The 24,738-nt window shown below is 64.5% G+C and carries 29 protein-coding genes; 12 read left to right on the top strand and 17 right to left on the bottom strand.

Translation table 11 applies throughout. The features are described 5' to 3' along the window. Positions 1-85 precede the first annotated feature (85 nt). The 5 genes from ACVWZ4_RS25160 to ACVWZ4_RS25140 are packed head-to-tail and all read right to left on the bottom strand — an operon-like array spanning position 86 to position 4,988. Complete coding sequence (locus tag ACVWZ4_RS25160; protein ID WP_456735571.1) at positions 86-1,387, bottom strand: adenylate/guanylate cyclase domain-containing protein; 1,302 nt, start codon at positions 1,385-1,387, stop codon at positions 86-88. Positions 1,388-1,417: 30 nt separating this feature from the next. Continuing rightward, complete coding sequence (locus ACVWZ4_RS25155) at positions 1,418-2,581, bottom strand: ABC transporter permease (protein ID WP_456735572.1); 1,164 nt, start codon at positions 2,579-2,581, stop codon at positions 1,418-1,420. 6 nt (positions 2,582-2,587) lie between these two features. Next, positions 2,588-3,523 carry an ABC transporter ATP-binding protein gene (locus tag ACVWZ4_RS25150; protein ID WP_456704347.1) on the bottom strand — a complete coding sequence of 312 codons (936 nt, stop codon included), beginning with the start codon at positions 3,521-3,523 and terminating at the stop codon, positions 2,588-2,590. Then, positions 3,520-4,308 (bottom strand): HlyD family secretion protein, encoded by a 789-nt coding sequence (locus ACVWZ4_RS25145; RefSeq protein WP_456704348.1) that lies wholly within the window; start codon positions 4,306-4,308, stop codon positions 3,520-3,522. Before ACVWZ4_RS25145 ends, ACVWZ4_RS25150 begins: the two co-directional genes overlap by 4 nt. Continuing rightward, on the bottom strand, positions 4,305-4,988 hold the full coding sequence (locus ACVWZ4_RS25140; protein WP_456704349.1) for a TetR/AcrR family transcriptional regulator: 684 nt from the start codon (positions 4,986-4,988) through the stop codon (positions 4,305-4,307). The genes ACVWZ4_RS25145 and ACVWZ4_RS25140 overlap by 4 nt, the downstream gene beginning before the upstream one ends. A gap of 106 nt (positions 4,989-5,094) precedes the next feature. Here ACVWZ4_RS25140 and ACVWZ4_RS25135 point away from each other — a divergent pair, with 106 nt between their 5' ends. Genes ACVWZ4_RS25135 through ACVWZ4_RS25125 form a run of 3 tightly spaced genes read left to right on the top strand, consistent with a single transcriptional unit; the run spans position 5,095 to position 6,328 of the window. Next, on the top strand, positions 5,095-5,430 hold the full coding sequence (locus tag ACVWZ4_RS25135; RefSeq protein WP_456735573.1) for an ArsR/SmtB family transcription factor: 336 nt from the start codon (positions 5,095-5,097) through the stop codon (positions 5,428-5,430). Then, positions 5,427-5,903, top strand: coding sequence for an SRPBCC family protein (locus ACVWZ4_RS25130; RefSeq protein ID WP_456704351.1), 477 nt, complete (start codon positions 5,427-5,429; stop codon positions 5,901-5,903). The genes ACVWZ4_RS25135 and ACVWZ4_RS25130 overlap by 4 nt, the downstream gene beginning before the upstream one ends. Before the next feature lie 11 nt (positions 5,904-5,914). After that, on the top strand, positions 5,915-6,328 hold the full coding sequence (locus ACVWZ4_RS25125; RefSeq protein ID WP_456704352.1) for a GFA family protein: 414 nt from the start codon (positions 5,915-5,917) through the stop codon (positions 6,326-6,328). 147 nt (positions 6,329-6,475) lie between these two features. Here the strand turns inward: ACVWZ4_RS25125 and ACVWZ4_RS25120 are convergent, their stop codons facing one another. Continuing rightward, entirely contained in the window at positions 6,476-6,886 is a 411-nt protein-coding gene (locus ACVWZ4_RS25120) for a DUF2000 family protein (protein ID WP_456704353.1), read from the bottom strand. 199 nt (positions 6,887-7,085) lie between these two features. Between ACVWZ4_RS25120 and ACVWZ4_RS25115 the strand changes: the two genes are divergently transcribed. Next, positions 7,086-8,906: a CYTH and CHAD domain-containing protein gene (locus ACVWZ4_RS25115; RefSeq protein ID WP_456741427.1), complete on the top strand. Its 1,821-nt coding sequence runs from the start codon at positions 7,086-7,088 to the stop codon at positions 8,904-8,906. 18 nt (positions 8,907-8,924) lie between these two features. On the opposite strand, the gene ACVWZ4_RS25110 is transcribed toward ACVWZ4_RS25115, so the two are convergent. Next, a complete protein-coding gene (locus ACVWZ4_RS25110; protein WP_456704355.1) occupies positions 8,925-9,314 on the bottom strand; it encodes a DUF4189 domain-containing protein in 390 nt (129 codons plus the stop codon). A 180-nt stretch (positions 9,315-9,494) separates the two neighbouring features. Here ACVWZ4_RS25110 and ACVWZ4_RS25105 point away from each other — a divergent pair, with 180 nt between their 5' ends. Next, positions 9,495-9,986, top strand: coding sequence for an avidin/streptavidin family protein (locus ACVWZ4_RS25105; RefSeq protein ID WP_456704356.1), 492 nt, complete (start codon positions 9,495-9,497; stop codon positions 9,984-9,986). 45 nt (positions 9,987-10,031) lie between these two features. Here the strand turns inward: ACVWZ4_RS25105 and ACVWZ4_RS25100 are convergent, their stop codons facing one another. The 8 genes from ACVWZ4_RS25100 to ACVWZ4_RS25065 form a co-directional block, all read right to left on the bottom strand. After that, a complete protein-coding gene (locus tag ACVWZ4_RS25100; RefSeq protein ID WP_456704357.1) occupies positions 10,032-11,636 on the bottom strand; it encodes an NTP transferase domain-containing protein in 1,605 nt (534 codons plus the stop codon). Further along, complete coding sequence (locus tag ACVWZ4_RS25095) at positions 11,633-12,334, bottom strand: XdhC family protein (RefSeq protein ID WP_456704358.1); 702 nt, start codon at positions 12,332-12,334, stop codon at positions 11,633-11,635. Before ACVWZ4_RS25095 ends, ACVWZ4_RS25100 begins: the two co-directional genes overlap by 4 nt. Positions 12,335-12,336: 2 nt before the next feature. Beyond that, a complete protein-coding gene (locus ACVWZ4_RS25090) occupies positions 12,337-12,660 on the bottom strand; it encodes an XdhC family protein (protein WP_008564652.1) in 324 nt (107 codons plus the stop codon). 12 nt (positions 12,661-12,672) lie between these two features. Further along, positions 12,673-13,875, bottom strand: a complete 1,203-nt coding sequence (locus ACVWZ4_RS25085) for a vWA domain-containing protein (RefSeq protein ID WP_456704359.1) — start codon at positions 13,873-13,875, stop codon at positions 12,673-12,675. A 67-nt stretch (positions 13,876-13,942) separates the two neighbouring features. Beyond that, positions 13,943-14,851, bottom strand: a complete 909-nt coding sequence (locus tag ACVWZ4_RS25080; RefSeq protein WP_426419143.1) for an AAA family ATPase — start codon at positions 14,849-14,851, stop codon at positions 13,943-13,945. 61 nt (positions 14,852-14,912) lie between these two features. Beyond that, a complete protein-coding gene (locus ACVWZ4_RS25075) occupies positions 14,913-15,719 on the bottom strand; it encodes an FAD binding domain-containing protein (protein ID WP_456704360.1) in 807 nt (268 codons plus the stop codon). Positions 15,720-15,749: 30 nt separating this feature from the next. Beyond that, positions 15,750-16,235, bottom strand: a complete 486-nt coding sequence (locus tag ACVWZ4_RS25070; RefSeq protein ID WP_092227994.1) for a (2Fe-2S)-binding protein — start codon at positions 16,233-16,235, stop codon at positions 15,750-15,752. A 138-nt stretch (positions 16,236-16,373) separates the two neighbouring features. Further along, a complete protein-coding gene (locus tag ACVWZ4_RS25065; protein ID WP_456704361.1) occupies positions 16,374-16,820 on the bottom strand; it encodes an SRPBCC family protein in 447 nt (148 codons plus the stop codon). Positions 16,821-16,992: 172 nt separating this feature from the next. On the opposite strand from ACVWZ4_RS25065, the gene ACVWZ4_RS25060 reads away from it, so the two are divergent. From ACVWZ4_RS25060 to pcaC, 3 genes are all read left to right on the top strand, one after another. Further along, on the top strand, positions 16,993-18,348 hold the full coding sequence (locus ACVWZ4_RS25060) for a 3-carboxy-cis,cis-muconate cycloisomerase (RefSeq protein ID WP_456735576.1): 1,356 nt from the start codon (positions 16,993-16,995) through the stop codon (positions 18,346-18,348). 15 nt (positions 18,349-18,363) lie between these two features. Then, positions 18,364-19,146 (top strand): 3-oxoadipate enol-lactonase, encoded by a 783-nt coding sequence (gene pcaD, locus ACVWZ4_RS25055; protein ID WP_456704362.1) that lies wholly within the window; start codon positions 18,364-18,366, stop codon positions 19,144-19,146. A 100-nt stretch (positions 19,147-19,246) separates the two neighbouring features. Further along, positions 19,247-19,639 carry a 4-carboxymuconolactone decarboxylase gene (gene pcaC, locus ACVWZ4_RS25050; RefSeq protein WP_456704363.1) on the top strand — a complete coding sequence of 131 codons (393 nt, stop codon included), beginning with the start codon at positions 19,247-19,249 and terminating at the stop codon, positions 19,637-19,639. On the opposite strand, the gene ACVWZ4_RS25045 is transcribed toward pcaC, so the two are convergent. After that, positions 19,601-20,131: a hypothetical protein gene (locus ACVWZ4_RS25045; RefSeq protein ID WP_456704364.1), complete on the bottom strand. Its 531-nt coding sequence runs from the start codon at positions 20,129-20,131 to the stop codon at positions 19,601-19,603. The genes pcaC and ACVWZ4_RS25045 overlap by 39 nt on opposite strands. A 169-nt stretch (positions 20,132-20,300) precedes the next feature. Continuing rightward, complete coding sequence (locus ACVWZ4_RS25040; RefSeq protein ID WP_456704365.1) at positions 20,301-20,495, bottom strand: hypothetical protein; 195 nt, start codon at positions 20,493-20,495, stop codon at positions 20,301-20,303. A gap of 282 nt (positions 20,496-20,777) precedes the next feature. On the opposite strand from ACVWZ4_RS25040, the gene ACVWZ4_RS25035 reads away from it, so the two are divergent. The 4 genes from ACVWZ4_RS25035 to ACVWZ4_RS25020 are packed head-to-tail and all read left to right on the top strand — an operon-like array spanning position 20,778 to position 24,600. Next, positions 20,778-21,695 (top strand): ABC transporter permease subunit, encoded by a 918-nt coding sequence (locus ACVWZ4_RS25035; RefSeq protein WP_456704366.1) that lies wholly within the window; start codon positions 20,778-20,780, stop codon positions 21,693-21,695. 12 nt (positions 21,696-21,707) lie between these two features. Continuing rightward, positions 21,708-23,033: a high-affinity branched-chain amino acid ABC transporter permease LivM gene (gene livM / locus ACVWZ4_RS25030; RefSeq protein WP_456735579.1), complete on the top strand. Its 1,326-nt coding sequence runs from the start codon at positions 21,708-21,710 to the stop codon at positions 23,031-23,033. Continuing rightward, complete coding sequence (locus ACVWZ4_RS25025) at positions 23,030-23,860, top strand: ABC transporter ATP-binding protein (protein WP_456704368.1); 831 nt, start codon at positions 23,030-23,032, stop codon at positions 23,858-23,860. The genes livM and ACVWZ4_RS25025 overlap by 4 nt, the downstream gene beginning before the upstream one ends. Continuing rightward, the gene (locus ACVWZ4_RS25020) at positions 23,857-24,600 is read left to right on the top strand and encodes an ABC transporter ATP-binding protein (RefSeq protein ID WP_456704369.1); all 744 of its coding nucleotides are present in this window, start codon (positions 23,857-23,859) and stop codon (positions 24,598-24,600) included. The genes ACVWZ4_RS25025 and ACVWZ4_RS25020 overlap by 4 nt, the downstream gene beginning before the upstream one ends. Positions 24,601-24,738: the final 138 nt, after the last annotated feature.

Below are 24,738 nucleotides of genomic sequence, written 5' to 3'. Positions count from 1 at the left end.
CGCTACCATGTTACCGCGAAAGACCGCTCGAAGAGCGGCAGGGCTATGTCCGCGCGCATCTTCAAACGAACCCGAGCAGACCCCTTCACCCCAACTGAAACACCGGGACCGGCTGCTCGTAACCGCGCACGGTGACCTCGCCGAGCGCAACGGCGTCCTCGCCGTCGTCGCCGAGCGCCTCACGCACGGATGCGGAGATCAGCAGTTGCGAGCCGAACTCCTTGTTGAGCGCCTCGAGCCGCGAGGCGAAGTTCACGGTGTCCCCGATCACGGTGTATTCCTTGCGCCGGGGCGAGCCGATATTGCCGGCGACGACCTCGCCGAAATGGATGCCGATGCCGATTCGCAGCGGCCAGTTCGTCTGCGCATTGATGCGGTCCATTGCACTCAACATCTCGCGGGCCGCCGCGACAGATCGATGCGCGGCATCGGACGCCTCCAGCGGCGCGCCGAACAGCGCGAGAAAGCCGTCGCCGAGAAACTTGTTCACGATGCCGCCGTTGCGATCGAGAATATCGACCAGCACCGCGAACGCGCCGTCGAGCCGGTCGACGACCTCCTGCGGCGTACGCGACCGCGCACCGGCGGTGAAGCCGCGGAAATCGACGAACATCACGGCGACGCGGCGGAGATCCCCGGCAGCACTGGTGCCCTGCGTCATCAGCCGTTCGACCACCTGCGGCGAAACATGCTGGCCGAACAGGTTGGTCACCCGATCGCGCGCGGTCGCCGCCGCGATGCTCGCCGCGAATTGCCGCCGCAACTGCGCGCCGACGGAGCCCGCCAGCACGCCGCAGACCAGGATCACCATGCTGCGTACCGCGTGGAAGTAGATCAGAGGTTCGCCGGTCTCGTTGGTCGAATTGTAATACAGCGCAACGGCCAGCAATTCGGCGGCGGCAACAAATCCGGTGAAAGCGGACAGCCAGAAATCGAGCCGCAGCGTCGAAAGAATGACGAAGATGAAATAGACCATCGGCAGCACGAAACCGAGCGCGGGCCCAGCGCCCATGCTGCGGATCTGGAGGATCAGGATGAGCGTCGGCAGCGACGTCTCGATAAAGGCGCCGACATAGCGCCTGATCACGGGCAGATCGCGATCGAGCTCGAGATTTCGACTGATCTGGCCGTGGATCCAGACCTCGAGCAGCATGAAGGCCGTCACGAGAGCATATTCGCGGACCATGCCGTCGGTGCCGCGCCAGATCCGGCTTGCGACGGCAGGATCGACCACGAGGGTTGCCGTGAGCAGGACCAGGATGACGCAGCCCGTGGCGATCAACGCCTTCACCCGCAACAGCTCGGTGCGCAGCACCTCGCGCGTCAGCTCCCGTTCGAACGCCTCCGACAGGACGGCTTTCCGCCTGGCTTTCAAAAATCTGACCATTCCACCCCCTCGATTCCGGGGCAGTCTGCCTCAATCCAGCGTGCGGCGGAAGCGCGTCACGGCGATGACCATGGCAAGCGCCATCAGGGCCGTCAGCGCCAGCGCGTCGAACTGCAGATTCTGCATGGTCGCGCCCTTCAGCATGATGGCGCGGACGATGCGCAAATAATGGGTCAGGGGCAGGCATTCGCCGACATATTGCGCCCAGGTCGGCATGCCCGCGAACGGAAACATGAAGCCTGACAGCAGGATGCTCGGCAGGAAGAACATCATCGACATCTGCATGGCCTGGAGCTGGTTCTGCACGACCGTCGAGATCGTGTAGCCGATGGCCAGATTGGTGGTGATGAACAGGGTCGAGAGCAGCGCCAGCAGAAACAGATTGCCGAGCACGGGCACGCCGAACAGGACCACGCCGATGCCGATGATGAGGAAGGCCTGGACGAAGCCGACCAGCACGTAAGGGATGATCTTGCCGAACATGACCTCGACCGGCTTGATCGGCATCGACAACAGCGCCTCCATGGTGCCGCGCTCGACCTCGCGCGTCACTGACAACGCGGTGAAGATCAGCATCGTCATGGTGAGGATGGTGCCGACCAGCCCCGGCACGATGTTGAGGCTGGAATTCGCTGCCGGATTATAACGGGCATGGGCGCGGATCTCGAACGGCAGGTCCGGGGGATTGCCGATGTAAAGATCATGCGCGAGTGCGGTCTGCACGATCATACCGAGCGAGCCGAGCGCCGCGCTCGCGGCGACCGGATCGGTGGCATCGGCCGCAACCAGCAGCGCCGGCTTGTCGCCGCGCCGCACCGCGCGCTCGAAGCCACGCGGGATCTCCACCCCGAACAACACCTTGCCCGACTTCAGGAGATTGTCGAACTGGTCGACATCATGCACCTCATAGATGAAGTGGAAATAGGCCGTGTTTTCGAGTGCTTTCAGGACCGAGCGGGCGAGATCGCTATCCTCCTGGAGCAGCACCGCGCTCGGCAGATTGTGCGGCGTGGTGTTGATGGCATAACCGAACAGCAGGAGCTGCATCACCGGCAGCATCACGATCATCGCGAACGAAACGCGGTCGCGCCTGAGCTGGATGAACTCCTTGATCAGCATCGCATACGAGCGCTTCCAGAAGCCGAAGCGCTCCCTGATCTCATGTGCGGGCGCAAGCTGATCGACGGCGCTCATTGGAAATCATCCCTGAAAATTGTCCTTGGAGCGGCCCATCAGCTCGATGAACACGTCCTCCAGCGAGGGCGCCGCCTTCTGCCAATGAAGACCGCTGTTGTCGCGCCACGGCGCGATGCTGGTCTCTAACGCGGCGACGTCGCGCCCCGAAACATGCAGGGAGGTGCCGAACGGTGCCACCATGTCGATTCCGGGCTTGCCTGACAGCGCGGCCGTGAGGTCGTTCAAGTTCTCGCCCGTTACGGTGTAGGTCGTGAGCTTGGATCCCGCGATTACCTCCTCCACCGTACCGTGGGTCAACAGATGGCCATAGGCGATGTAAGCGATCTCGTGGCACCGCTCGGCTTCGTCCATGTAGTGGGTAGAAACCAGCACGGTGAGCCCTTCCGCCGCGAGCGCATGGATCTCGTTCCAGAAATCGCGCCGCGCCTTGGGATCGACTCCGGCCGTCGGCTCGTCGAGCAACAACAGCTTTGGGCTGGGCAGCGTGCAGGCGCCCAACGCCAGCCGTTGCTTCCAGCCACCGGAGAGCTCGCCGGCGAGCTGCGCCTCGCGACCGGAGAGGCCGAGCCGCTTGATCATGTCGCGCGCCGCACCGCGCGCATCGGCAAGGCCATAGAGCCGCGCGACGAATTCGAGATTCTCCCGCACGGAGAGGTCCTGATACAGGCTGAAGCGCTGGGTCATATAGCCGACCTGGCGCTTGATCTTGTCGGCGTCCGTTAAAATGTCGTAGCCGAGACAGGTGCCCTCGCCGCTATCGGGCGTCAGCAGGCCACAGAGGATGCGGATGGTGGTGGTCTTGCCCGAGCCGTTCGGCCCGAGGAAGCCGTAGATCGAGCCGCGCTTCACCTGCATCGACAGATCGTGCACGACCTCGCGGCCGCCGAACGATTTGGTCAGGCCCTTGACATCGATCGCAATGTGGTCGCCGGCGTTCATCGCTTGTCCGCCACCGGGGTCTTCGGGTTGAGATAGACGTCGATCGGTTGGCCCACCCGCAAGGCATCGGGCCGCGACGGCCGCGCCTGAACCAGATAGACGAGCTTGTTGCGCTCATCGAGGCTGTAGATCACGGGCGGGGTGTATTCCGCAGAGGTCGCGATGAAATAGATCTTTGCGGTGAGGTCGGCGGCGCAATTGTCGCAGGCCACCCGCACCTCGTCGCCAACAGACAGTTTCGGCAACTCCGTCTCCGGCACGAAGAAGCGCAGCTTCATGTTGCCGGGCGGCATGATCGAGAGCACCGGCCGCTGCGCCGCCACCATCTCGCCCTCGCGGAAATAGATCTGCTGGATGGTGCCGGCAACAGGCGCAAAGCCCTTGCGCCGCGCCAACCGCGTCTGTGACGTCACCACCCGCGCCTGTGCGACGCGCAGATCCGAGACGGCGGAATCGAGCGCGGCTTGCGTGCCCGAGCCGGTCTTGCGCAGGGAATCCGCGCGATCAAATACCTGCTGCGCGTTGGCCAGCGTCGCCTTGGTCTGGTTGAGATCGGCAAGCTGGAGATCGTCGTCGACGGAATAGAGGGGATCGCCGACCTTCACGACGTCGCCCTCGCGGACATCCAGCTTGGTCACGCGACCGGCCTCGTCCGGGCTGACATAGATCATGTCGGCCTCGACCCAGCCCTGGAAACCGGGATCGCGCTTCTCCTTGCAGCCGGCAAGTCCGGTGGCAAGCACGACGGCCAGTGCGATTGCAAATATCCTTTGCGACGACCTCATGTCGTCCTCCGTTCACCAAAAATCAAATCGAGATGGACGCGCAGCATGTCCTGCGCGTCGAGCGGTGCGTGGCGCGCAAACAGGCTCTGCCAGATCACTGCGATCATCGCGGGCGCGACCAGGATCTGCGGATAACGGGCGAGGTCCTTCTCGCGGATCTCGCCACGAGCAATGCCGAGCTCGATCAGCGCGCGCATGCCGGCCATCCCGCGCGAGACGACCTCGCGGTAATAGAAGTCGGCAACGGCCGGAAAGCGCGGCCCTTCCGCCACGATCAGGCGGACGAGATCGCCACGCTTGGTGCCGATGACCTCCTTGATGAAGTTGCCGGCAAACATCTCGATCAGATCGCGCACTGAGCCCGTCGGCGGCGGCAATGCAGTGAGCCGCGCGACCACCGGCACGATCACGATGCGCACCAGCTCCTCGAACATCGATTCCTTGTCCTTGAAGTGCAGGTAGATCGTGCCCTTCGCGACTCCGGCGCGCTTGGCAATGTCGTCGAGCCGCGTCGCGGCAAAGCCGCGCGCGATGAACTCCTCCATCGCTGCTTCGACGATCGCATCGCGCCGCTCCGCAGCACGCGTCGCACGGTTCGACGCCGGGGTGATCTCTCCGCCGGCTTGGGGCTTCGGACTTGCTGCCTTGGCGGCGGCCGCTCTGGTGGGCTTCTTCGTCATTTCTCCATAATGACTGACTAGTCAGTCATTGTCAATCAAGGGCTCAGCCTCGACATGAAGACGAATTAGTGTTGACTAATGCATTAGCGTATACTAATTTATTCGCATGATCGATGCCGTCTCAAATCCCGTCACCGCCGTGATGCGTGCCCTCGCCGACCCGACCCGACGCGCGGTGTTCGAGCGCGTCTTCGACGGCAAGGAGATCAGCGTCGCCGAACTGACGCGCGGCAGCGGCGTGACGCAGGGCGCGATCTCGCAACATCTGAAATCGTTGAAGCAGGCGGGCCTTGTCGCCGAGCGTGCCGAGGGCCGCAACGTCTATTACCGCGCTGCACCCCAAGGACTCGAGCCGCTGGTCACCTGGATGGACCATTACGGCGTCTTCTGGCGCGAGCGCCTCCAGAACCTGCGTGACCTCTTGAAGGAGATCGACCCGTGAGTGCAGCCGAGCTGAAAGCCGAGAGCCGAGGAAACGTCAGAGACATCGTCATCGACGAGGTGCTTCCTCATGCGCCCGAGACTGTCTGGAAGGTGCTGACCAGTGCGCAGCTGATCGCGCGCTGGCTGATGAAGCCGACCGGTTTCGAGGCTGTCGAGGGCAAGGCCTTCACGTTCCAGACCACGCCGGGCGGCCACTGGGACGGCGTCATCCATTGCAGCGTGCTGGAGGTGATGCCGAACAGGCGCCTCGTCTACGCCTGGAAGGGCGGCGACGAACGCAACACCGGCTATGGCGCGCCGCTCGACACCATCGTGACGTGGTCCCTCACCCCCGTCGAAGCCGGCACGCGAATCCGGCTGGTTCATTCCGGCTTCGTTCTGCCCAGGAACGAGACCGCCTTCACCGGCATGAGCGGAGGCTGGAAGAAGGTCGTGCGGCAGCTCGACGAGATCAGCGGCGAAAGCAAGTAAGGCGTATCACGATGGACAAGCCCTACACCGGCGGCTGCGCCTGCGGCGCAATCCGCTATTCGATTGCCGGCGAGCCCCTGTTCGCCAACCATTGCCAGTGCCGGGACTGCCAACGTGAAAGCGGCACCGGACATGGCTCCTACGCCACCTTCGCGCGCGCCGGCGTGACGGTGACGGGCGAAGCCAAGACGTGGGACATGGTTGGCGACAGCGGCAATTTGAAGACGCGCGCCTTCTGCGCCGAATGCGGCGTGAGTGTTTACATGACCTTCAAGGCCATGCCCGGCATTTTCACCATCCGCGCCGCGAGCCTCGACGAGCCCGCCCGCTACCAGCCGCAAGCGATCACTTACGCGATGCGTGCGTATGACTGGGATCAGCTCGATCCTGGTTTGACGAAGTTCGAGAGGATGCCGCCGGGGTAGCTGGGCAGTCGGTCCTTGCGAGGAGCCCGCGACAAAATTGCGAAGCAATTTTGCGCTGAAGCGACGAAGCTATCCAGAAAGCCTCCGCAAAAAGATTCTGGATTGCTGCGCTCGCAATGACGATGCGGGAGCCGTCGGGCACACCCACTAGCCATGAAACTTCAATCCATCGACGATCTTGTCGATCACCTTGCGTTCGGCGCGCATCGCGATGCCGACAAGATTGAGATCGGCACGCGCAATCGCCCTCACCGCCTCGCGATTGGCGGCGTCATGCGTGGTCCTGAACATGTCCTCGGTATAAACCGCCGGCGTGACGCTGCGCGTCAGCGCACGATCGAGTGCGCGCGACAATTGCGGACCGTCGGCCCCATAGATCAGGATCGGTTGGCCGATCAATGCAAGATATTTCGTGGAGGAGGCGTCCTCATAGGCATCACCGATGCACTCCGGAAAGGCGGCAGCGACGCCGCTCGTCAGGAACGATGCGACATTGAGTTTCTGCCAAGCCTGGAGGTCGTTGCGAATGACAACGGCGATCTTGGTATCGAATTTCATGAATTCTCCCACACTCGTCCAAGCGCCTGGAAAGAAAAGAAAATTCCAAGCATTGGACTGTCGGCGTGAATGTAACGCGGATTGCCCCATCGATCACAGAGCGGAAATTCAATGAGAGTTGCTATCGGCTGCGCTTCTCTCCGCAGGCCAAGTCGGATATATCTCGGCGCTCTGTCACTGAACTGTCATAAAGCTGCTGATGTCCGAAATCGACGCCATCAAGCGAGCCCTTGAACCGGTGCGGCGTCTCGCCGGGTCAAACAATCAACACATTGCGGCCAAGCACACTGCGGCTTCCGGCGCGGAACAAAAACCTGGTTCCGAGACCTCGGGTGACGAGCTCCCGCACAGCAAATCCGCATCCGCCGGCCTGCCGGCCGACGTCGCTCCCGCCGGGGTGGCGACAGCTGAAGCCGTTTCGCCCAGCGCTGTTGCGCCTCACGTGACCGAAATCGAACTCAAGCTGCTCGTGGCTTCCGATCGTCTGGCTGACTTCAACGATGCGCCGATCATCGCCGCGAATGCGCGCAACAATGGAACCCGCAAGCATCTCAAGGCCGTCTACTACGACACGCCCAAACGCGCGCTTCGGCGTGCCGGATTCAGCTTCAGGGTCCGCCAGAGCGGCACGCGATTCACGCAGACCGTAAAAACGGAACCCAGCACCGATCCGCTGCGCCGCGGCGAATGGGAGGCAACAGTGCCTTCGATCGCGCCTGATATCGCGCTGGCCATGCCGCTGGTTTCGGACAAGCTGCGCGCCGAGCTGGCGCGCCACCCGGTCGAAGCCGTCTTCCGCAGCGACATCCACCGGCATCAGCGCCTGGTCGATTTGCCGTCCGGCACCGTCGAAGTTGCCTTCGACCGGGGCCAACTGACGTCTGGCGACCGGTCATTGCCCGTCAGCGAGATCGAACTCGAGCTCAAGAGCGGCAGCCCGTCCGCCGTCTGGGAGCTCGCGCGGCGGCTCGCCGAGCATGACCAGGTGAAAGCTTCGATCCGGACCAAATCAGCGCGCGGATTTGACCTCGCGGCCGACGCGCCGCCACGGGCGCCGAAGCCGCCGAAGCTTCGGCTGGACCCCTCGATATCCCTCGACGAGGCCTTCTCCGAGATCCTGCGATCCTGCTTTCTGCATTTGCTCCAGTCGTTGCCTGCGGCCGAGGACGGTCGCGACCCCGAGGGGATGCACCAGCTTCGCGTCGCGCTGCGCCGCCTGCGCTCCGCGCTCGACCTGATGCGGTCGGTGGTCTCGGTGGCCAAGCTCGACCTGATGCGCGCCGAAGCAAAGTGGCTTACGGGACGCCTCTCGGGCGCGCGTGACTGGGATGTGTTCCGGCAGGACACGTTGCGCACCGTTGCGGATGGCTGCCCGTCGGTCGCAGGCTTCGACGCGCTCGGCGTGCTCGCCGACGAACGCCGCGTGGCCTGTTACGAGCAGGCCCATCTCGCGCTCGCCGACCGGCGCTGCCAGTATTTCGTGATCGGGCTTGGCGCCTGGATCGAAGCGCGCGGCTGGCGGAGCGACGTCGCTTCCGAAGGCCTGGGGCAACTGGCCGAGCCGGCGGTCAACTTCGCCCGCAATGTCCTGTCGGCGCAGCATGCGAAGGTGCTGAAGCGCGGCCGCAAGTTCAAATCGCTGCCGACGGAGGAGCGTCACCGCGTCCGTCTCGCCGCGAAGAAGCTGCGCTACGTCGCCGACTTCCTGCTCCCGCTCTGCGGGCACGGCAAATCCGCAAAGCGGTTCTCGCGCAGGCTGGCCGTCCTTCAACAGGAGCTTGGAATCTACAATGACATGGCGACAACGTCGTCGTTGCTAGCCGAGGTCGGCGCCAAAACGACCGACAGCGGCACGGCGGCGGCGGCGATCGCGGGCTGGCAGGCCCACGCCATAGTCGCCGTTGAAGCACGCTTGCTGAAAGCCTGGTCGGAATTCACCGTTGCCAAGGTGCCCTGGTCGACCGACGCGCCGGAGCAGCCGATCAAGCTGGTGCAAACCAACGCGGGATGGCTGCGCTAATCGCAGCCCAACACTTGATCACCCCTTGGCGTCGCACGCCCAGGCGCGGATCACGCATTCCTTGCCGCCATATTTGTAGCATTCGCGGGTGGCGGCATTGAGCGTCGCCGAGATCTTCGGCTTCACCGCATAGCCATAGGCGCCACAGGGATTGGCCATATCGACCGACATCGCCGCGCAGGCGCGCTTCATCGTCACGGTCGTGCAGTCGCCCTTGCACTGTTTCTGCGCAGCGGCGCGCGCCTCGTGCTCGGCGCCGTAATCGTAAGCCTGGCCATAGGCTCCGCACTTGCCGACGGCAAAAGCACCGGCCGCATGTGCTTGCGTAATATAACGGGCGCCGGCGATACAAACCGACAGCACAAAGAAAAACATCGCGCAACGGCGCGCGACGACATCAGAACCCATGGAAAACCCCTCCCCCCAAGGCAGGTGGGGCGACTTTAAGCGCCGGTCGTTTCCACTTGGTGAACGAGTGGTTGAAAAGCGATGCGGGACTAGCGATCTCGGCAACACACTTTCTGGTTGTATTTTCAAATCGCGTTATTTACGGTCGCCAAGTTGCAAACAGAGCCGCAGGAGGCGACCATGCGTCCGATCAAAACGATGCTGCCGGGAATGATCGCGTCGGTCTGTCTGATCGGACTTTCGCCCGCGCATGCACAGGCGGTGAACTGGACCTGGACCAACCAATATGGCTCGATCCTGGCCATCACTGGCTTCGACCAGAACACGGGTGCGATCAGGGGGACCTACACCAACAACGCAACAAGCAGCTGCGACGAGGGCAAGCCGCAGGGCGTGACGGGCTGGCTGGCCTACGGCAACACCGGCACCGCGATCAGCTTCTCGGTGAATTTCCTCGGCTGCGGCTCGACCACCGTCTGGACCGGACAGCTCAATAACTCATCTGGATTCCAGGGACTGTGGTATCTGTCGCTCGGAGAGGCCGTCGCATGGAACGGCATCAGCGCGGGCGCCGATACCTTCACGTTCAGCAGCGGCGACAAGGCCCTGCTGACGAAGAGTGGGGTCGACCTGAAGGCCGCCAGCGAGAAGCTGTCGAACACGAAGAAGTAGGCGAGCGGCGAAGGTGGTGCGCAACCTATCGCATCACGGCGCTGCCTATCCGCGTCGTGCCGCTTCCAGCGCCTGCGGCGTGTCGATGTCGAGGAACGCGCCCTCACCGTCCACCGGCACTTCAGCGACCGCTTCGGTGTGCCTGGCGATCAGATGCCGCGCGCCGACATCGCCGTCGAGCGTCATCAACTCCTTGAAGAAACGGCGCGACCACAACACGGGATTGCCGCGGCGGCCTTCGCTCACGGGCACGACGATGAGATTGCCACGATCCGGCGCGAAGCCGTCGATCAGGCGATCGATCAGGCCGGCATCGATCAGCGGCATGTCGCCAAGGCAAACCACGGCGCCGTCGCATGCGTCGGACACCGCGGCGATGCCTGCTTTGACCGAGCTCGCGATGCCGCCGGCGAAATCCGGGTTCTTGACGAAACGCACCTTCAGGCCTTGCAGCGCCTGCTCCACCAGCTCGGTTTGATGGCCGGTAACGACGATCACCTCGGATGCTTTCGAAGCCAGCGCCTGCTCGGTCGCGATCCGCACCAGCTTCTTGCCGTCGAGCTCGGCGAGGAGCTTGTTCGGCCCGCCCATGCGGGTGGAGCGCCCCGCTGCGAGCACGATGGCGGCGACCTGGCTGTTGCCCTCGGTCTCGGGTTTGGCGCGCGGCTGCGGGCGCGTGACGATTTCCATCAGGAGGCCACCGACGCCCATGCCCATCAGCTCGGAGCGCGTCACCTCGATGCCGGCCAGGAGCCGCATCAGCACCCAGTCAAAACCGTTTTCGACCGGCGAACGCGCGCAGCCCGGCGCACCCAGCACCGGCACGTTGCCGGCGCGTGCGATCAGCAGCAGATTGCCGGGATCAACAGGCATGCCGAAATGCTCGATCTCACCGCCAATTCCGGTAACCGCAGCCGGAATCACATCGCGGCGGTCGGCGATCGCCGATGCCCCGAACACGATCACGAGCTCGGCGCCAAGCGCGAGCAATTCCTTGATCGCAGCCGACAACGCGCGCTCGTCATGCTGAACGCGCCGCTCGGCGATGATCGCGGCGCCCGCCGGCGCGAGGCGCTCGGCGGTGACGCGCAGCGTCTTGTCGACGACCTTGGAAGAAAGGCCCGGCAGCAGCGTCGAGACCACGCCGACGCGCTTGACGACGTAAGGCGCAACCTTCAGCACATTTTTGCCGGCCGCCTTCACCGCGGCATCGCGCAAGCTGCCTTCAACGCCGAACGGGATGATCTTGACGGTGCCGACCATTTCGCCCTCGACCACCGGCTTGTAAGCCGAGAGGGTCGCGAAAGTGATGGCCTCGTCGATATTGTTGATACGATCGACGGCGGCGCGGTCGATGACCAGCACGCCGGGCTGCGCGGCGAACAAATTGGCGCGGCCGGTGAAGGCGCGCTCGACATGAATGCCCTCGCCGCCGATCGCAAGCGCGATGCTGGCGGCCGCGACGTCCTCGGAAACGTCCCCCTCCTCCATCCGCACCACGACGATGTCCTTGATGCCGGCACGCTCCAGCGTTTCGACCTCGGCGGCCCCGATCGTCGTGCCCTTCTTCAGCACCAGCGGACCCTGGCGCAAGGTGTGGACGGTCACCCCGCCGATCGCATCCCTGGGGCTCGCCGGTCCAAACTTCATGCCGCTTCTTCTTTTGCTTTGGGTGGCAGCCGAAGCACCGCCGTGATCTCGGCCATGATCGCCACGGCGATCTCGGACGGCGAGACTGCGCCGATCGGGAGCCCAATGGGCGCGTGGATGCGCGCGATGTCGCTATCCCTCGCGCCCTGCGCCCGCAACCGGTCGCCGCGCTTGGCATGGGTCTTCCGCGAGCCGAGCGCACCGATATAGAAGCAATTGCGCTCGAAGGCATGGAGCAGCGCGGGATCGTCGATCTTGGGATCGTGCGTCACCGCAACGAAAGCGGTGTAGGCATCGACATTGAGCGGCGGCAGCGCGGTATCGGGCCATTCGGCGACCAGCGGAACATCGGGAAAGCGCTCGGGGCTCGCGAACGCCGTACGCGGATCGACCACGGTGACGTCATAGCCGAGCGAGCGCGCCAACGGCGCCAGGGCTTGGCTGATATGGACGGCGCCGACGATGACGAGCTTTGCGGTCGGCGCGTAGACGTTCAGGAACAGCTTCTTGCCACCGGACTCGACATTGGCGCTCTTGCCCATGCGAAGCTGCTTGTCCAGCTCGGCGCGCAGCGGATCCCTGGCGAAGTCAGCCGCTTTCACCAGGCGCTGCTCGCCGCTCTCGGTGTCGGTCACCAAAATCACGGGCCGGCGCGCGGCCCGCTCTGTGTTCAGTTCGTGCAGGATTGCGAGCTTCACGGCTAGCCGACCTTCTCGACGAACACGCGGATGGTGCCGCCGCAGGACAGACCGACGTTCCAGGCGGTCTCGTCGGCGACGCCGAACTCGAGCATCTTCGGCTTGCCGCTCTCGATCACGTCCATGGCCTCGGTGACCACGGCCCCCTCGACGCAGCCGCCCGAGACGGAGCCAAGAAACGTGCCCTCGTCGTTGATGACGAGGCTCGAGCCCGCCGGGCGCGGGGCCGAGCCCCAGGTTTCAACAACGGTGGCCAGCGCGACGCCACGGCCGGCCTTTTGCCAGTCCTCCGCCGCCTTCAGGATATCCTCGTCGCGATCGAGCATGGGCTTGGCCTCTCAGGCTGCGGGGCGGATAAGGCTGCGGTGATGCGGCGGCAACGGCCGGGACAGCGTGGTGATCAACTCCTGGATCGAACTCAAATTATGCACGGGCCGGAATTCGTCAACGTGCGGGAGCATCATTTTGATGCCCTGGGCCTTGGCCTCGAAGCCGCCGAACCGCAACAAGGGGTTGAGCCAGATCAGCCGCCGGCATGAGCGGTGCAGCCGGTCCATCTCGAAGGCGAGCCTGGAATCGGCCTCCCGCTCCAGCCCGTCGGAGATCAAGAGCACGATGGCGCCCTGGCTCAGCACCCGCCGCGCCCACAATTTGTTGAAGTTGTGCAGCGAGGCCGAGATCCTCGTGCCGCCCGCCCAATCCTCGACCGCGGCCGAACAGCTCGCCAGCGCCTCGTCCGGATCGCGCTGCCGCAGCGCGCGGGTGACGTTGGTGAGACGCGTGCCGAACAGGAACACCGAGACCCGCTTGCGCGCATCGCCGATGGCATGCAGGAAATGAAGGAACAGACGTGTGTACTCGCTCATCGATCCCGAGATGTCGAGCAGCGCGACGATCGGGGCCGGCTTTTCGATCCGCCCGAGGCGATGGATGTCGATGATATCGCCGCCGGTGCGCAGGGATGCGCGCAGCGTTCTGCGCATGTCGAGCCGCAAGCCCCGCGCATCAGGCTGATGCCGGCGCGTCAGCAGCTCCGCCTGCGGCAGCCGCATCATCTCGATGGCACGGAGCGCCTCGGCGATCTCGGCTGCGCTCATCTGCGCAAAATCCTTCTTCTGAAGGATCTCCTGGTCGGAGACCGAGAGACGCAGATCCTGCTCCTGGTGCTGCGGCGTCTCCGTCATCCGCGGTTGCGACATCGCTTCCTGCACGCGCCGGGCGCCGGCCTGCGGCTTCTTCTTGGCCTGCTCCGGCAGCGGCACCGAATCCAGCATGTGCTTCCACTCTTCCGAGGCGCGGAAGAACAGGTTGAAGGCCTGCTTGAAGATCTGCGCATGCTCGTGGCGCATGACGAAGATCGATTCCAGCGTGGTGAAGACGTCGGCGCGGCTGCCGATGTCGATCACCTGAAGCGCATTCATGGCGTCGATCACCGCACCGGGACCGACCGGCATGCCGGTCGCGCGGAGCGCGCGGGCAAAGCCGACGATGTTGTCGGCGAATTGCTCGGTTTGCTCGGGTGCAAGGTGGTTGACGGCCATGGTTGGGTACTCCCGCTCGTCATTCCGTCGCGGCACGCCGAATGACGGGCTCAGTGGAGACGCGACATCAATTCTCGCTCGTCGCTTCCTTCAGCACCTTTTGCAGGGTGTCGCCCTGCATCCGCGTGATGTCGTCCTGGTATTTGAGCAGCGCGCCCAGCGTATCGCCGACCACCTGGGGGGTCAGGGAGCGGGCATCGAGCTCGGACAAGGCTGTCGCCCAGTCGATGGTCTCGGCAACGCCCGGCGACTTGTAGAAGTCCTGGTTGCGCAGCGCCTGCACGAAGCGAACCACCTGCTGCGACAGCTTCGCCGAGATGCCGGGCACGCGCGACTTCACGATCGCAAGCTCCCGATCGGCGGCGGGATAATCGACCCAGTGATAAAGGCAGCGCCGCTTCAGCGCGTCGTGGATCTCACGGGTGCGGTTGGAAGTGATGATGACGATCGGCGGATGCGGCGCCTTCACGGTACCGAATTCGGGGATCGTCACCTGGAAGTCGCTGAGGATTTCCAACAGATAGGCTTCGAACGCCTCGTCGGCGCGGTCGAGCTCGTCGATCAGCAGCACCGGGGGACCTGCCACGTCAGGCTCGAGCGCCTGGAGCAGCGGCCGCTTGATCATATAGCGGTCGGCGAAGATGTCGCTCGACAGCTGCTCGCGATCTGTGTCACCCGCCGCTTCCGCCATCCGGATCGCGATCATCTGCGCGGCGCTGTTCCACTCGTAGACGGCGGACGAGACGTCGAGGCCCTCGTAGCACTGCAGGCGAATCAGCTTTCGTCCCAGCGCCGCCGACAGCACCTTTGCGATCTCGGTCTTGCCGACGCCGGCCTCGCCTTCAAGAAACAGCGGCCGGCCCATGCGCAGCGAGAGATACGTCACCGTCGCCAGCGACCGCTCGGCGAGATAGCCGCGCGACGTCAAGAGTTCGAGCATCGCATCGACCGATGCCGGCAGGGTCGCTGAAGTCATGAAAAAGCCAGTCTCGCTAGGCCCCTACCCGGGACAAGTTTGGCCGAGGCGTGAGGTTCACTCACCCCTTGGCGTTAGCCGCATCAAGGGCGCGCCGCGTCAGTACGCCGATGAGATGCGCACGATATTCGGCGCTGCCGTGGATGTCGCTGTTGAGCCCTTCCGCCGGCACCTCGATGCCTTCGATCGCCTTTGAGGCGAACCGCTTCTTCAGCGCCTCCTCGAACGCCTCGACGCGGAACACGCCGTCCGAGCCGGCCCCGGTAACGGCGACGCGCACGTCCGAGGGACGCCGCGCCACGAACACGCCGACCAGCGCGTAACGCGAAGCCTGGTTGCGGAACTTGACGTAGGCGGCCTTCTTCGGCAGCGGGAACATTACCTTGGTGATGATCTCGTCGGCTTCGAGCGCGGTCGAGAACAGGCCCTGGAAAAACTCTTCGGCCTTGAGGCGGCGCTTGTTGGTGACGATGGTGGCGCCGAGCGCGAGCACGGCGGCCGGATAATCCGCGGTCGGGTCGTTGTTGGCGAGCGAGCCGCCGATCGTGCCCTTGTGGCGCACCGCGGGATCGCCGATCTGGCTGGCGAGACTGGCCAGCGCCGGAATGGCCTCGCCGACGATGGCTGATGTCGCGACCTCGGCATGCTTGGCGGTCGCGCCGATCACCAGCGAACGGCCCTTCATCTCGATCGTGTCGAGACCCTCGATATGCGAGAGGTCGACCAGATGCGGCGGGCTTGCGAGGCGCTGCTTCATGACCGGAATCAGCGTGTGGCCGCCGGCGATGACCTTTGCGTCTTCGTTCTTGACCAGAAGATTGGCGGCCTGCCGGACGGTGCCGGGGCGGTGGTATTTGAATTCGTACATCTGGATGTCCTGATCGCGGAGGGCGCGCGGTTACGCGAGATCGGATTTCGCCATTGCCTTCGCGCCGGCGGCGATCGAGGCGACGATGTTCTGGTAGCCGGTGCAGCGGCAGAGATTGCCTTCAAGTTCTTCCCGGATCGTATGGTCGTCGAGCTCGTGGCCCTTGCGATGCACGATATCGATCGCGGTCATGATCATGCCGGGCGTGCAGAAGCCGCACTGCAGGCCATGGTGCTCACGGAAGGCCTCCTGCATCGGATGCAGCGGCGCGCCATCGGCCGCCAGTCCCTCGATGGTCTTGACCTCGTGGCCGTCGGCCATCACGGCCAGCGTGGTGCAGGATTTCACGGCCTTGCCGTCGAGATGCACGACGCAGGCGCCGCACTGCGAGGTGTCGCAGCCGACATGCGTGCCGGTCAGCCGCAGATTCTCGCGCAGGAACTGCACCAGAAGCGTACGCGGGTCGACATTGCCGTTGACAGGATTGCCGTTCACGATGAGGGAGATTTTTGCCATAAGCACTCTCTATCAGCGCCCCGACGGGTCCCGTCGAAGCGGTTCTTTCTTATAATTATTCCAACCCATCATATGGGCCATTATGGCCGGGGGCAACATCGCCCCGGGCGCACGGTGCCATGACGAAAGTGGGGGCGTTCAGCCCTGTACTGCCTTGGCGAAATTCGCGAAAAACTCGTCGGCCAGCTTCTTGGCAGTGCCGTTGATCAGGCGCTGGCCGAGCTGCGCAAGCTTGCCGCCGATCTGCGCCTCGACCTCGTAGGAGAGCAGCGTGCCGCCATCCTTCTCGGCGAGCTTCACGGCCGCGCCGCCCTTGGCGAAGCCGGCCACGCCGCCCTCGCCCTCGCCCGAGATCTTGTAGCCGTTCGGCGGATCGAGATCGGAGAGCGTCACCTTGCCCCTGAAGCGCGCCGAGACCGGGCCGACCTTCATTTTCGCCGTGGCGCGAAAGCCGCCGTCGTCGGTCTTCTCCAGCTCCTCGCAGCCGGGGATGCAGGCCTTCAGCACCGCGGGGTCGTTGAGCTTTTCCCACACAGCCTCGCGCGGCGCCGCAAGCTGGACTTCGCCGTTCATCGTCATGGCCATGGGCGCCTCCCGGGGATCGCATCAGAACAAGATTGCTCAAGTAACGCAGGGAGGCCGCAAAGGAAAGAGCGGCACCCGCTCACTTGCAATGCATATTCGCACCTGCAAAAAGCCTTGTACGCTCACTCAGGGATTGGCACAGCCGGGTCATGGTGGTTAGGTCCCGCGCAACATGAGTACACCCCTCTCTCCCCTGCTTGCGCCGATGCTGTCGAGCGCCGCCATGCGCGCCGTCTGCGACGACCGCGCCACCCTGCAAAACATGCTCGATTTCGAGGCAGCCCTGGCCCGGGCCGAGGCTGCGGCGGGTGTGATTCCGGAAGCCGCGGTGGGCCCGATCCAAACCGCCTGCAGGGCCGACAGCCTCGACATCGGCGCCCTGGCCGAGGCCGCGACCCGGTCAGGCAATCTCGCCATCCCCCTGGTCAAGATGCTGACCGCCCATGTTGCAAAGACGGACGCCGAGGCTGCGCGCTACGTGCATTGGGGCGCAACGAGCCAGGACGTTATCGACACCGCGACCATGCTGACCTTGCGCGCAGCAATCGATGCGCTCGACCCCGACCTCAGCCGGGCCATCAAGGGGTTTGCCGCGCTGGCTCGCACCCATCGCAACAGCGCGATGGTGGCGCGGACCTGGCTCCAGCATGCGCTGCCGATGCCGTTCGGGTTGAAGGCAGCTGGATATGCCGCAAGCCTCGCCCGCGCCCGCTGCCGCCTGCGGCGGCTGCGCCGTGAGGGCCTCGCCCTGCAATTCGGCGGTGCCGCCGGCACGCTCGCCGCCCTCGGCGACAAGGGGCTGGCGGTGGCCGAACGGCTGGCGCAGGAGCTGAACCTGGCCCTGCCCGAAGCGCCCTGGCACACCCATCGCGACCGCATCGCGGAGGCAGCTTCGGCGTTTGCGATTCTCGCGGGCAGCTGCGGCAAGATCGCGCGCGACGTCTCGCTGATGATGCAGACCGATGTCGGCGAAGCCTTCGAGCCCGCCGGCGAAGGCCGCGGCGGCTCCTCGACGATGCCGCACAAGCGTAACCCTGTCGCAGCCGCAAGCGCGCTCGGCTGCGCAACCATGGCGCCACAGCTCGCTGCGACGATCTTTGCGGCCCAGGTGCAGGACCACGAGCGCAGCGCCGGCCCCTGGCACGCGGAATGGCCAACGCTGCCGCAATTGATGCTGGTCACATCAGGCGCGCTTGCCGCCATCGTCGACATCGCCGAAGGACTCGACGTCGATGCCGCGCGCATGCGCAGCAATCTCGATGCGACGCATGGGTTGATCATGGCGGAGGCCGTCACGTTTGCGCTCGCCGACAAGATCGGCAAGAGCGATGCGCATCACCTGATCGAGGCCGCGAGCAAGCGAGCGGTTGCCGAGAAGAGGCATCTGCGCGAGGTGCTCTCGGCCGATTCGCAGGTCACCGCGCATCTGACGCCTGAGAAAATTGCGGCATTGTTCGAGCCAATGGCCTATCAAGGAGCCTCGCAGGCTCTGATTGATCGCCTGCTCGACGGCCTTGAGCGCGAATAGAACGGAGACGCCACGATGCCCATGATCGATGCCGACGGTTGCCTGCTCAACGTCTCCGTCGAGGGCCGCGATGGCGGGCCGACCCTGATGCTTTCCAACTCGCTCGGCTGCACGCTGCAGATGTGGGAGCCGCAGATGAAGGCGCTGACGCAGGTGTTCCGCGTCATCCGCTATGACCGGCGCGGCCATGGCAAGTCCAGCGTACCGCCCCCGCCCTATACGATGGAGCGCTTCGGCCGCGACGTGCTGGCAATCCTCGACGATCTCAACATCGAGAAGGTGCACTGGTGCGGCCTGTCGATGGGCGGCATGGTCGGGCAATGGCTGGGCGCCAACGCGCCCGAGCGGTTCGGCAAGCTCATCCTCGCCAACACCTCCTGCTACTATGCCGAGCCGACCAAATGGCTGGAGCGCATCGACGCCGTGAAGAAGGGCGGCCTCGCGGCGGTCGCCGACGGCGTGATCGCCGGCTGGCTCACCCAGGATTTCCGTGAGCGCGAGCCCGACATCACCGCCAGGATGAAGGCGATGCTGCTGTCCACGCCGGTCGAAGGCTATCTCGCCTGTTGCGAGGCACTGTCGACGCTCGACCAGCGCGCGATGCTGCCTGAGATCAAGAGCCCGACGCTGGTGATCGCCGGCCGCCACGACATGGCGACGCCGATCTCGGCCGGCGAATTGATCCGCTCGAACATTCCCGGCGCCAGCATGACCATCATCGACGCCGCCCACATTTCCAATGTCGAGCAGCCGCATGCGTTCACCGACGCGGTGGTGGGATTTTTGACGCAACGCTGACCAAGACCATCATTGCGAGCGAAGCGAAGCACCAGAATGTTTCCGCAGAGACAGTCTGGATTGCTTCGCTCCGCTCGCAATGACGAAGGAGGAAACAATCATGGACGACCAGAAGCGCCGCGATGCCGGCATGACCGTACGCCGCAAGGTGCTGGGCGATGCCTGGGTCGACAAATCGATCGCCAACCGCAATGCCTTCAACACCGACTTCCAGGACATGATCACCCGCTACGCCTGGGGAGAGATCTGGACGCGACCGCATTTCGACGAGCGCACGCGCCGGGTGCTCGTGATCGGCACCATGGTCGCGCTCGGACAATGGGATGAATTCCGCCTGCATGTGCGCGCGGCACTCGCCGAAGGTGGCTTCAGCCCCGACGACATCAAGGAAATTCTGTTGCAGCAGGCGATCTATTGCGGTGTTCCGGCGGCGAACCACGCCGTCAAGGAGGCCTCAGCTGTTGTGCAGGAGCTCGGCTTGCTCGAGAGCTAGCGGCGCGGCCTTCGCGACGTCGACGGTCTTCGGCGCCGGCGCGGGCCGCTCGATCACCAGCACGACCGCGGCACCCAGCAGCAGCAGTAGCTCGGTTGCATGCAGCCGGAGCGCGGCCATCTCGCCCACCTTCGATGCCATCACCATGCTCGCAAACGAGATCAGGCTCCCGATCGCAAGCGCGATGCCGAGCGCCTCGTCGCTGCTCCCGCTCCTGCGGGTGCGGGGAATGGCGAGCAGCGCAAGATAGATCGCGAAGAACGCCACGACGGTCAGTCGCCCGAGCGCCAGCAGCCAGGCGGCGCGCACGGTGCTCATGCCCGACATCTGAAGCTCGTCGCTGAGGAACAGCGCCACGGCAACGCTCGGCCGCTCGTAGAGGCCGTGCACCGGCGCCACGAAAATGTTGAAGGCGACCATGGTCCAGGCCGGAATGAAATAGGCCGCCAGCAGCGCGCCGTTGATCGAGCCGATCCGCCAATTCCTGAACATGCCGCTTCCCGTTTCGTCATTGCCCTCGGACAGAAGGCTTTGCCGGGAGCTAACGCGCATCGGAGTGTAGCGGCAATTTAAACCCTTTGTTTACCTTAACTGGCCCGTTTCCCCAAAGAAAAGGGGCCCTGCCTTCCGGCGGGCCCCCTTCCTGCTACTCCCTCGACCTTCAATCCAATCTGTTGTCCTGCTGACCACCCTGCTGCCGGCCCGGCTTGTTGTTGTCGCCCTGGCGCATCGGGTCCTGCTGCTGCTGTCCGGGTTTCTGGCCTCCGCCCTGCTGCTGCCCTGGTTGCTGACTTGGGCGCTGCTGACCAGGGCTCTGGTTCTGCTGGCCCGGATTCTGGTTCTGCTGCTTCGTCATTGGGGGAAACTCCCTTGTTGGACGTCACTCGGGATAACGGCCTGGGGCTGATTTGGTTGCCCTGCAGAGCCGGTTCCTCGTTGCGGGAACCAGATTTTGGCACCCGGCGCCGAAATGACTCTGTACAAGCCCTCAATGCCGAGGCCGGGCAGTTGCAGGCACCAGTTCCCTCCTGTTACAAAACGGGAAGAACGCTCGAGGGGCTGCCGGGGCCCGAGAAGAAGCGTAAGCACTCTCTCGAAGGCTTCCCTTTCAGTCGCGTCAGGTTGGTAACGGCAGCGCATGGATTATTTCGCCCAGCAGCTCATCAACGGCCTCGTGCTTGGTTCCATCTACGGCCTGATCGCGATCGGCTACACGATGGTCTACGGCATAGTCGGCATGATCAATTTCGCCCATGGCGACATCTTCATGATCGGCGGCTTCATCGCACTCATCACCTTCCTGATCCTGATCTCGCTCGGGTTGACCGCGATCCCGGTGATCCTTCTCGTGGTGCTGCTGGTCTCGATGGCAATTACCGCACTCTATGGCTGGACCATCGAGCGCATCGCGTATCGGCCGCTACGCCACTCCTTCCGCCTTGCGCCGATGCTGTCCGCGATCGGCATGTCGTTCGTGCTGACCAACTACTCGCAGGTTGCGCAAGGGGCGCGGGTCAAGCCGATCCCGCCCTTCATCAAAGGCGGCTACACACTGCATGAGAGCGCCAACGGCTTCGTCATCCAGCTCTCGAACATCCAGATCATGGTGGTCCTCACCACCATCGTGCTGCTGGCCATCTTCACCTGGCTTGTTTCGCGCACGAGGCTCGGGCGCGACATGCGTGCCTGCGAGCAGGACCAGACCATGGCGGCGCTGCTTGGTGTTGACGTCGACCGCACCATCTCCATGACCTTCGTGATCGGGGCCGCGCTCGCCGCGGTCGCCGGCCTGATGTACCTGCTTTATTACGGCCTGGTCGATTTCTTCATGGGCTTCGTCGCCGGCATCAAGGCCTTTACCGCCGCCGTGCTCGGCGGAATCGGTTCGCTACCCGGCGCCATGCTCGGCGGTCTCGCGATCGGCCTGATCGAGACGTTCTGGTCGGCCTATTTCTCGGTCGAGTACAAGGACGTCGCCGCATTCTCGATCCTGATCGTCGTGCTGATCTTCATGCCGACCGGCCTGCTCGGCCGTCCCGAAGTCGAAAAAGTCTGACGGACCGCCCGCGTGACAGCCAGCTCGCACGAGACCACCAACACACGTCGCACCGCCGGCATCCCGTTCCTGCTGAAGACCGCATTCATCAACGCGGTGATTGCGCTGGTGCTGTTCTCGCTGATGGTCGGTATCCGCACCGAGGCGGGCTCCGACGGCCAGCTCACCTATTGGACGCGATTCGGCGACCTCGCTTCGCTCGTCGCCGCGGTGTTCGGCGGCTCGATCGTGATCGAGCTGCTGCGGCAATGGATCGGCCCGACCGGCGCCGAGAAGCTCGTGCCCGCTTCGGTGCAGAACGGCGTCTCCTTCATCGGCCGCTACCTTGCGCCCGCGCTCCTGATCTTCACGCTGCTGGTGCCTGTCATCTTTTATAACCAGCGCTACATCCTCGACCTCGCGATCCTCGTGCTCACCTATGTGATGCTGGGCTGGGGCCTCAACGTCGTGGTCGGGCTCGCCGGCCTGCTCGATCTCGGCTACGTCGCCTTCTACGCAGTCGGCGCCTATTCCTACGGGCTGCTCGCCACCAATTTCGGCTGGTCGTTCTGGGTCTGCCTGCCGCTCGCCGGCATCCTTGCCGCGTTCTGGGGCGTGCTGCTCGGTTTCCCCGTGCTGCGCCTGCGCGGCGACTATCTCGCAATCGTGACGCTCGCCTTCGGCGAGATCATCCGCCTCGTCATCATCAACTGGCAGGATCTCACCGGCGGGCCCAACGGCGTCTCGGGCATTCCCCGTCCCTCCTTCTTCGGCATTCCGCTCGACAACAGCGACGACGGGCTGGCTGCCAAACTCGGCATCGAATATTCGCCGACCCATCGCATCGTCTTCCTGTTCTACCTGATCCTGGCGCTGGCGCTTTTGACCAACTGGGTGACGATCCGCCTGCGCCGCCTGCCGATCGGACGCGCCTGGGAAGCGTTGCGCGAGGATGAGGTCGCCTGCCGCGCGCTCGGCATCAACACGACGACGACGAAGCTCACGGCGTTCGCGACCGGCGCCATGTTCGGCGGCTTTGCGGGCGCGTTCTTCGCGACGCGCCAGGGCTTCATCAGCCCGGAATCCTTTACCTTCCAGGAATCGGCGCTGGTGCTCGCCATCGTCGTGCTCGGCGGCATGGGCTCGCAGCTCGGCGTCGCGCTGGCGGCGCTCGCCATGATCGGCGGCTTCGAGCTGTTCCGCAGCCTCGAGACCTACCGCATGCTGGTGTTCGGCATCGCCATGGTGCTGATCATGATCTGGCGGCCGCGCGGCCTGATCGGCCATCGCGCGCCGACCGTGTATCTGACCAAGGCGCAAACGATCTCCTCCGACCTGGTCAAGGAGGGGCACGGATGAGCGAGGATACAATTCTCAGTGTCGACCGGCTCACCATGCGTTTCGGCGGCATCGTCGCCGTGCAGGACCTGTCGTTTGCGGCCGAACGCAAGAAGATCACCGCGCTGATCGGACCGAACGGCGCCGGCAAGACCACCGTCTTCAACTGCATTACCGGCTTCTACAAGCCGACCGGCGGCGCCATCCGCCTCTCCCATGATGATGGCCGGCAAATCGCGCTGGAGCGGCTCAACGATTTCCGAATCGCCAAGCTCGCCAAGGTCGCCCGCACCTTCCAGAACATCCGGCTGTTTCCCGGCATGACGGCGCTGGAGAACCTGATGGTGGCCCAGCATAACGCATTGATGCGCGCGTCGGGCTTTACGTTTCTCGGCCTGATCGGCGTCCCCACCTACCGCGATGCCGAAAAACGGGCGATCGCGCTCGCCACCGACTGGCTCAGGCGCATCAATCTGCTCGATCGCGCCGACGACGCCGCCGGCAATCTCGCCTATGGCGACCAGCGCCGGCTCGAGATCGCGCGCGCGATGTGCACCGAGCCCGCGCTTCTGTGCCTGGACGAGCCCGCCGCCGGCCTCAACGCACGCGAGAGCGCCGCGCTCAGCGAGCTGCTGCTCTCGATCCGCAGTGACGGTACCTCGATCCTGCTGATCGAGCACGACATGTCGGTGGTGATGGAGATCTCAGACCACATCGTGGTGATGGATCATGGTGTGAAGATCGCGCAAGGCACGCCGCGGGAGGTGCGCGACGATGCCAAGGTGATCGCGGCCTATCTCGGCACGGACGAGGAAGAGGCTGCGGCCGTAATGGAGGGCGGCACGTGACGTCCGCTCCCACCCCCCTGCTCGCGATCCGCAGCCTGCGCGCCGCCTATGGTAAGATCGAGGCGCTCAAGGGAGTCGATGTCGCGATCAATCCCGGCGAGATCGTCGCGCTGATCGGCGCCAACGGCGCCGGCAAATCGACGTTGATGATGACGATCTTCGGCAGGCCGCGTGCCCGCGCCGGGCAGATCCTGTACGAAGGCCGCGACATCACCGACGTCCCTACCCACGAGATCGCGCACTTACGCATCGCGCAGTCGCCCGAGGGCCGCCGTATCTTCCCGCGCATGAGCGTGGCGGAGAACCTCCAGATGGGCGCGGACGCCACGGAGTGCACCGATGCGGAGCGCGAGGCGACGCTGGAGCGCGTGTTCACGTTGTTTCCGCGCCTGAAAGAGCGCTATGCGCAGCGCGGCGGCACGCTCTCGGGCGGCGAGCAGCAGATGCTGGCGATCGGCCGTGCCCTGATGAGCCGCCCGCGCCTGCTCCTGCTCGACGAGCCCTCGCTGGGCCTGGCGCCGCTGATCGCCCGACAGATCTTTGATGCCATCCGCGTCCTGAACCGGCAGGACGGCCTGACCGTCCTGATCGTCGAGCAGAACGCCAATCATGCGCTCAAGCTCGCCCACCGCGGTTACGTCATGGTCAATGGCCTGATCACGTTGGCCGGAACCGGTGCCGAGTTGCTGCAGCGCCCCGAGATTCGCGCCGCCTATCTGGAAGGTGGCCGCCACGGCTGAGGCCGCCCGCCTCCTCGTGGAGCCGGGTTCGGCGCGGCCGAATGCGCCGAAATATCTGCGCTCATGCCCGTATTTTGCCGGTGACTTCTCCCGGGATTCATTCAAGAATGGCGCCGGTTTGAACCGGGCCAACCCGGC

Source organism: Bradyrhizobium sp. USDA 4472 (assembly GCF_054058595.1).
This window is presented reverse-complemented; position numbering and strand designations above follow the sequence as displayed.

Excerpts from the sequence above, each read along its gene's own strand:
- ACVWZ4_RS25065 (WP_456704361.1), bottom strand. The coding sequence starts at position 16,820 with ATGGCCATGACGATGAACGGCGAAGTCCAGCTTGCGGCGCCGCGCGAG.
- ACVWZ4_RS25070 (WP_092227994.1), bottom strand. The coding sequence starts at position 16,235 with ATGGCAAAAATCTCCCTCATCGTGAACGGCAATCCTGTCAACGGCAAT.
- ACVWZ4_RS25045 (WP_456704364.1), bottom strand. The coding sequence starts at position 20,131 with ATGTTCAGGAATTGGCGGATCGGCTCGATCAACGGCGCGCTGCTGGCG.
- ACVWZ4_RS25135 (WP_456735573.1), top strand. The coding sequence starts at position 5,095 with ATGATCGATGCCGTCTCAAATCCCGTCACCGCCGTGATGCGTGCCCTC.
- ACVWZ4_RS25155 (WP_456735572.1), bottom strand. The coding sequence starts at position 2,581 with ATGAGCGCCGTCGATCAGCTTGCGCCCGCACATGAGATCAGGGAGCGC.
- pcaD (WP_456704362.1), top strand. The coding sequence starts at position 18,364 with ATGCCCATGATCGATGCCGACGGTTGCCTGCTCAACGTCTCCGTCGAG.
- ACVWZ4_RS25145 (WP_456704348.1), bottom strand. The coding sequence starts at position 4,308 with ATGAGGTCGTCGCAAAGGATATTTGCAATCGCACTGGCCGTCGTGCTT.
- ACVWZ4_RS25025 (WP_456704368.1), top strand. The coding sequence starts at position 23,030 with ATGAGCGAGGATACAATTCTCAGTGTCGACCGGCTCACCATGCGTTTC.
- ACVWZ4_RS25110 (WP_456704355.1), bottom strand. The coding sequence starts at position 9,314 with ATGGGTTCTGATGTCGTCGCGCGCCGTTGCGCGATGTTTTTCTTTGTG.
- ACVWZ4_RS25160 (WP_456735571.1), bottom strand. The coding sequence starts at position 1,387 with ATGGTCAGATTTTTGAAAGCCAGGCGGAAAGCCGTCCTGTCGGAGGCG.
- ACVWZ4_RS25150 (WP_456704347.1), bottom strand. The coding sequence starts at position 3,523 with ATGAACGCCGGCGACCACATTGCGATCGATGTCAAGGGCCTGACCAAA.
- ACVWZ4_RS25085 (WP_456704359.1), bottom strand. The coding sequence starts at position 13,875 with ATGGCCGTCAACCACCTTGCACCCGAGCAAACCGAGCAATTCGCCGAC.
- ACVWZ4_RS25140 (WP_456704349.1), bottom strand. The coding sequence starts at position 4,988 with ATGACGAAGAAGCCCACCAGAGCGGCCGCCGCCAAGGCAGCAAGTCCG.
- ACVWZ4_RS25115 (WP_456741427.1), top strand. The coding sequence starts at position 7,086 with ATGTCCGAAATCGACGCCATCAAGCGAGCCCTTGAACCGGTGCGGCGT.
- ACVWZ4_RS25040 (WP_456704365.1), bottom strand. The coding sequence starts at position 20,495 with ATGACGAAGCAGCAGAACCAGAATCCGGGCCAGCAGAACCAGAGCCCT.
- ACVWZ4_RS25075 (WP_456704360.1), bottom strand. The coding sequence starts at position 15,719 with ATGTACGAATTCAAATACCACCGCCCCGGCACCGTCCGGCAGGCCGCC.
- ACVWZ4_RS25105 (WP_456704356.1), top strand. The coding sequence starts at position 9,495 with ATGCGTCCGATCAAAACGATGCTGCCGGGAATGATCGCGTCGGTCTGT.
- ACVWZ4_RS25060 (WP_456735576.1), top strand. The coding sequence starts at position 16,993 with ATGAGTACACCCCTCTCTCCCCTGCTTGCGCCGATGCTGTCGAGCGCC.
- ACVWZ4_RS25080 (WP_426419143.1), bottom strand. The coding sequence starts at position 14,851 with ATGACTTCAGCGACCCTGCCGGCATCGGTCGATGCGATGCTCGAACTC.
- ACVWZ4_RS25125 (WP_456704352.1), top strand. The coding sequence starts at position 5,915 with ATGGACAAGCCCTACACCGGCGGCTGCGCCTGCGGCGCAATCCGCTAT.
- ACVWZ4_RS25090 (WP_008564652.1), bottom strand. The coding sequence starts at position 12,660 with ATGCTCGATCGCGACGAGGATATCCTGAAGGCGGCGGAGGACTGGCAA.
- ACVWZ4_RS25100 (WP_456704357.1), bottom strand. The coding sequence starts at position 11,636 with ATGAAGTTTGGACCGGCGAGCCCCAGGGATGCGATCGGCGGGGTGACC.
- ACVWZ4_RS25120 (WP_456704353.1), bottom strand. The coding sequence starts at position 6,886 with ATGAAATTCGATACCAAGATCGCCGTTGTCATTCGCAACGACCTCCAG.
- pcaC (WP_456704363.1), top strand. The coding sequence starts at position 19,247 with ATGGACGACCAGAAGCGCCGCGATGCCGGCATGACCGTACGCCGCAAG.
- ACVWZ4_RS25035 (WP_456704366.1), top strand. The coding sequence starts at position 20,778 with ATGGATTATTTCGCCCAGCAGCTCATCAACGGCCTCGTGCTTGGTTCC.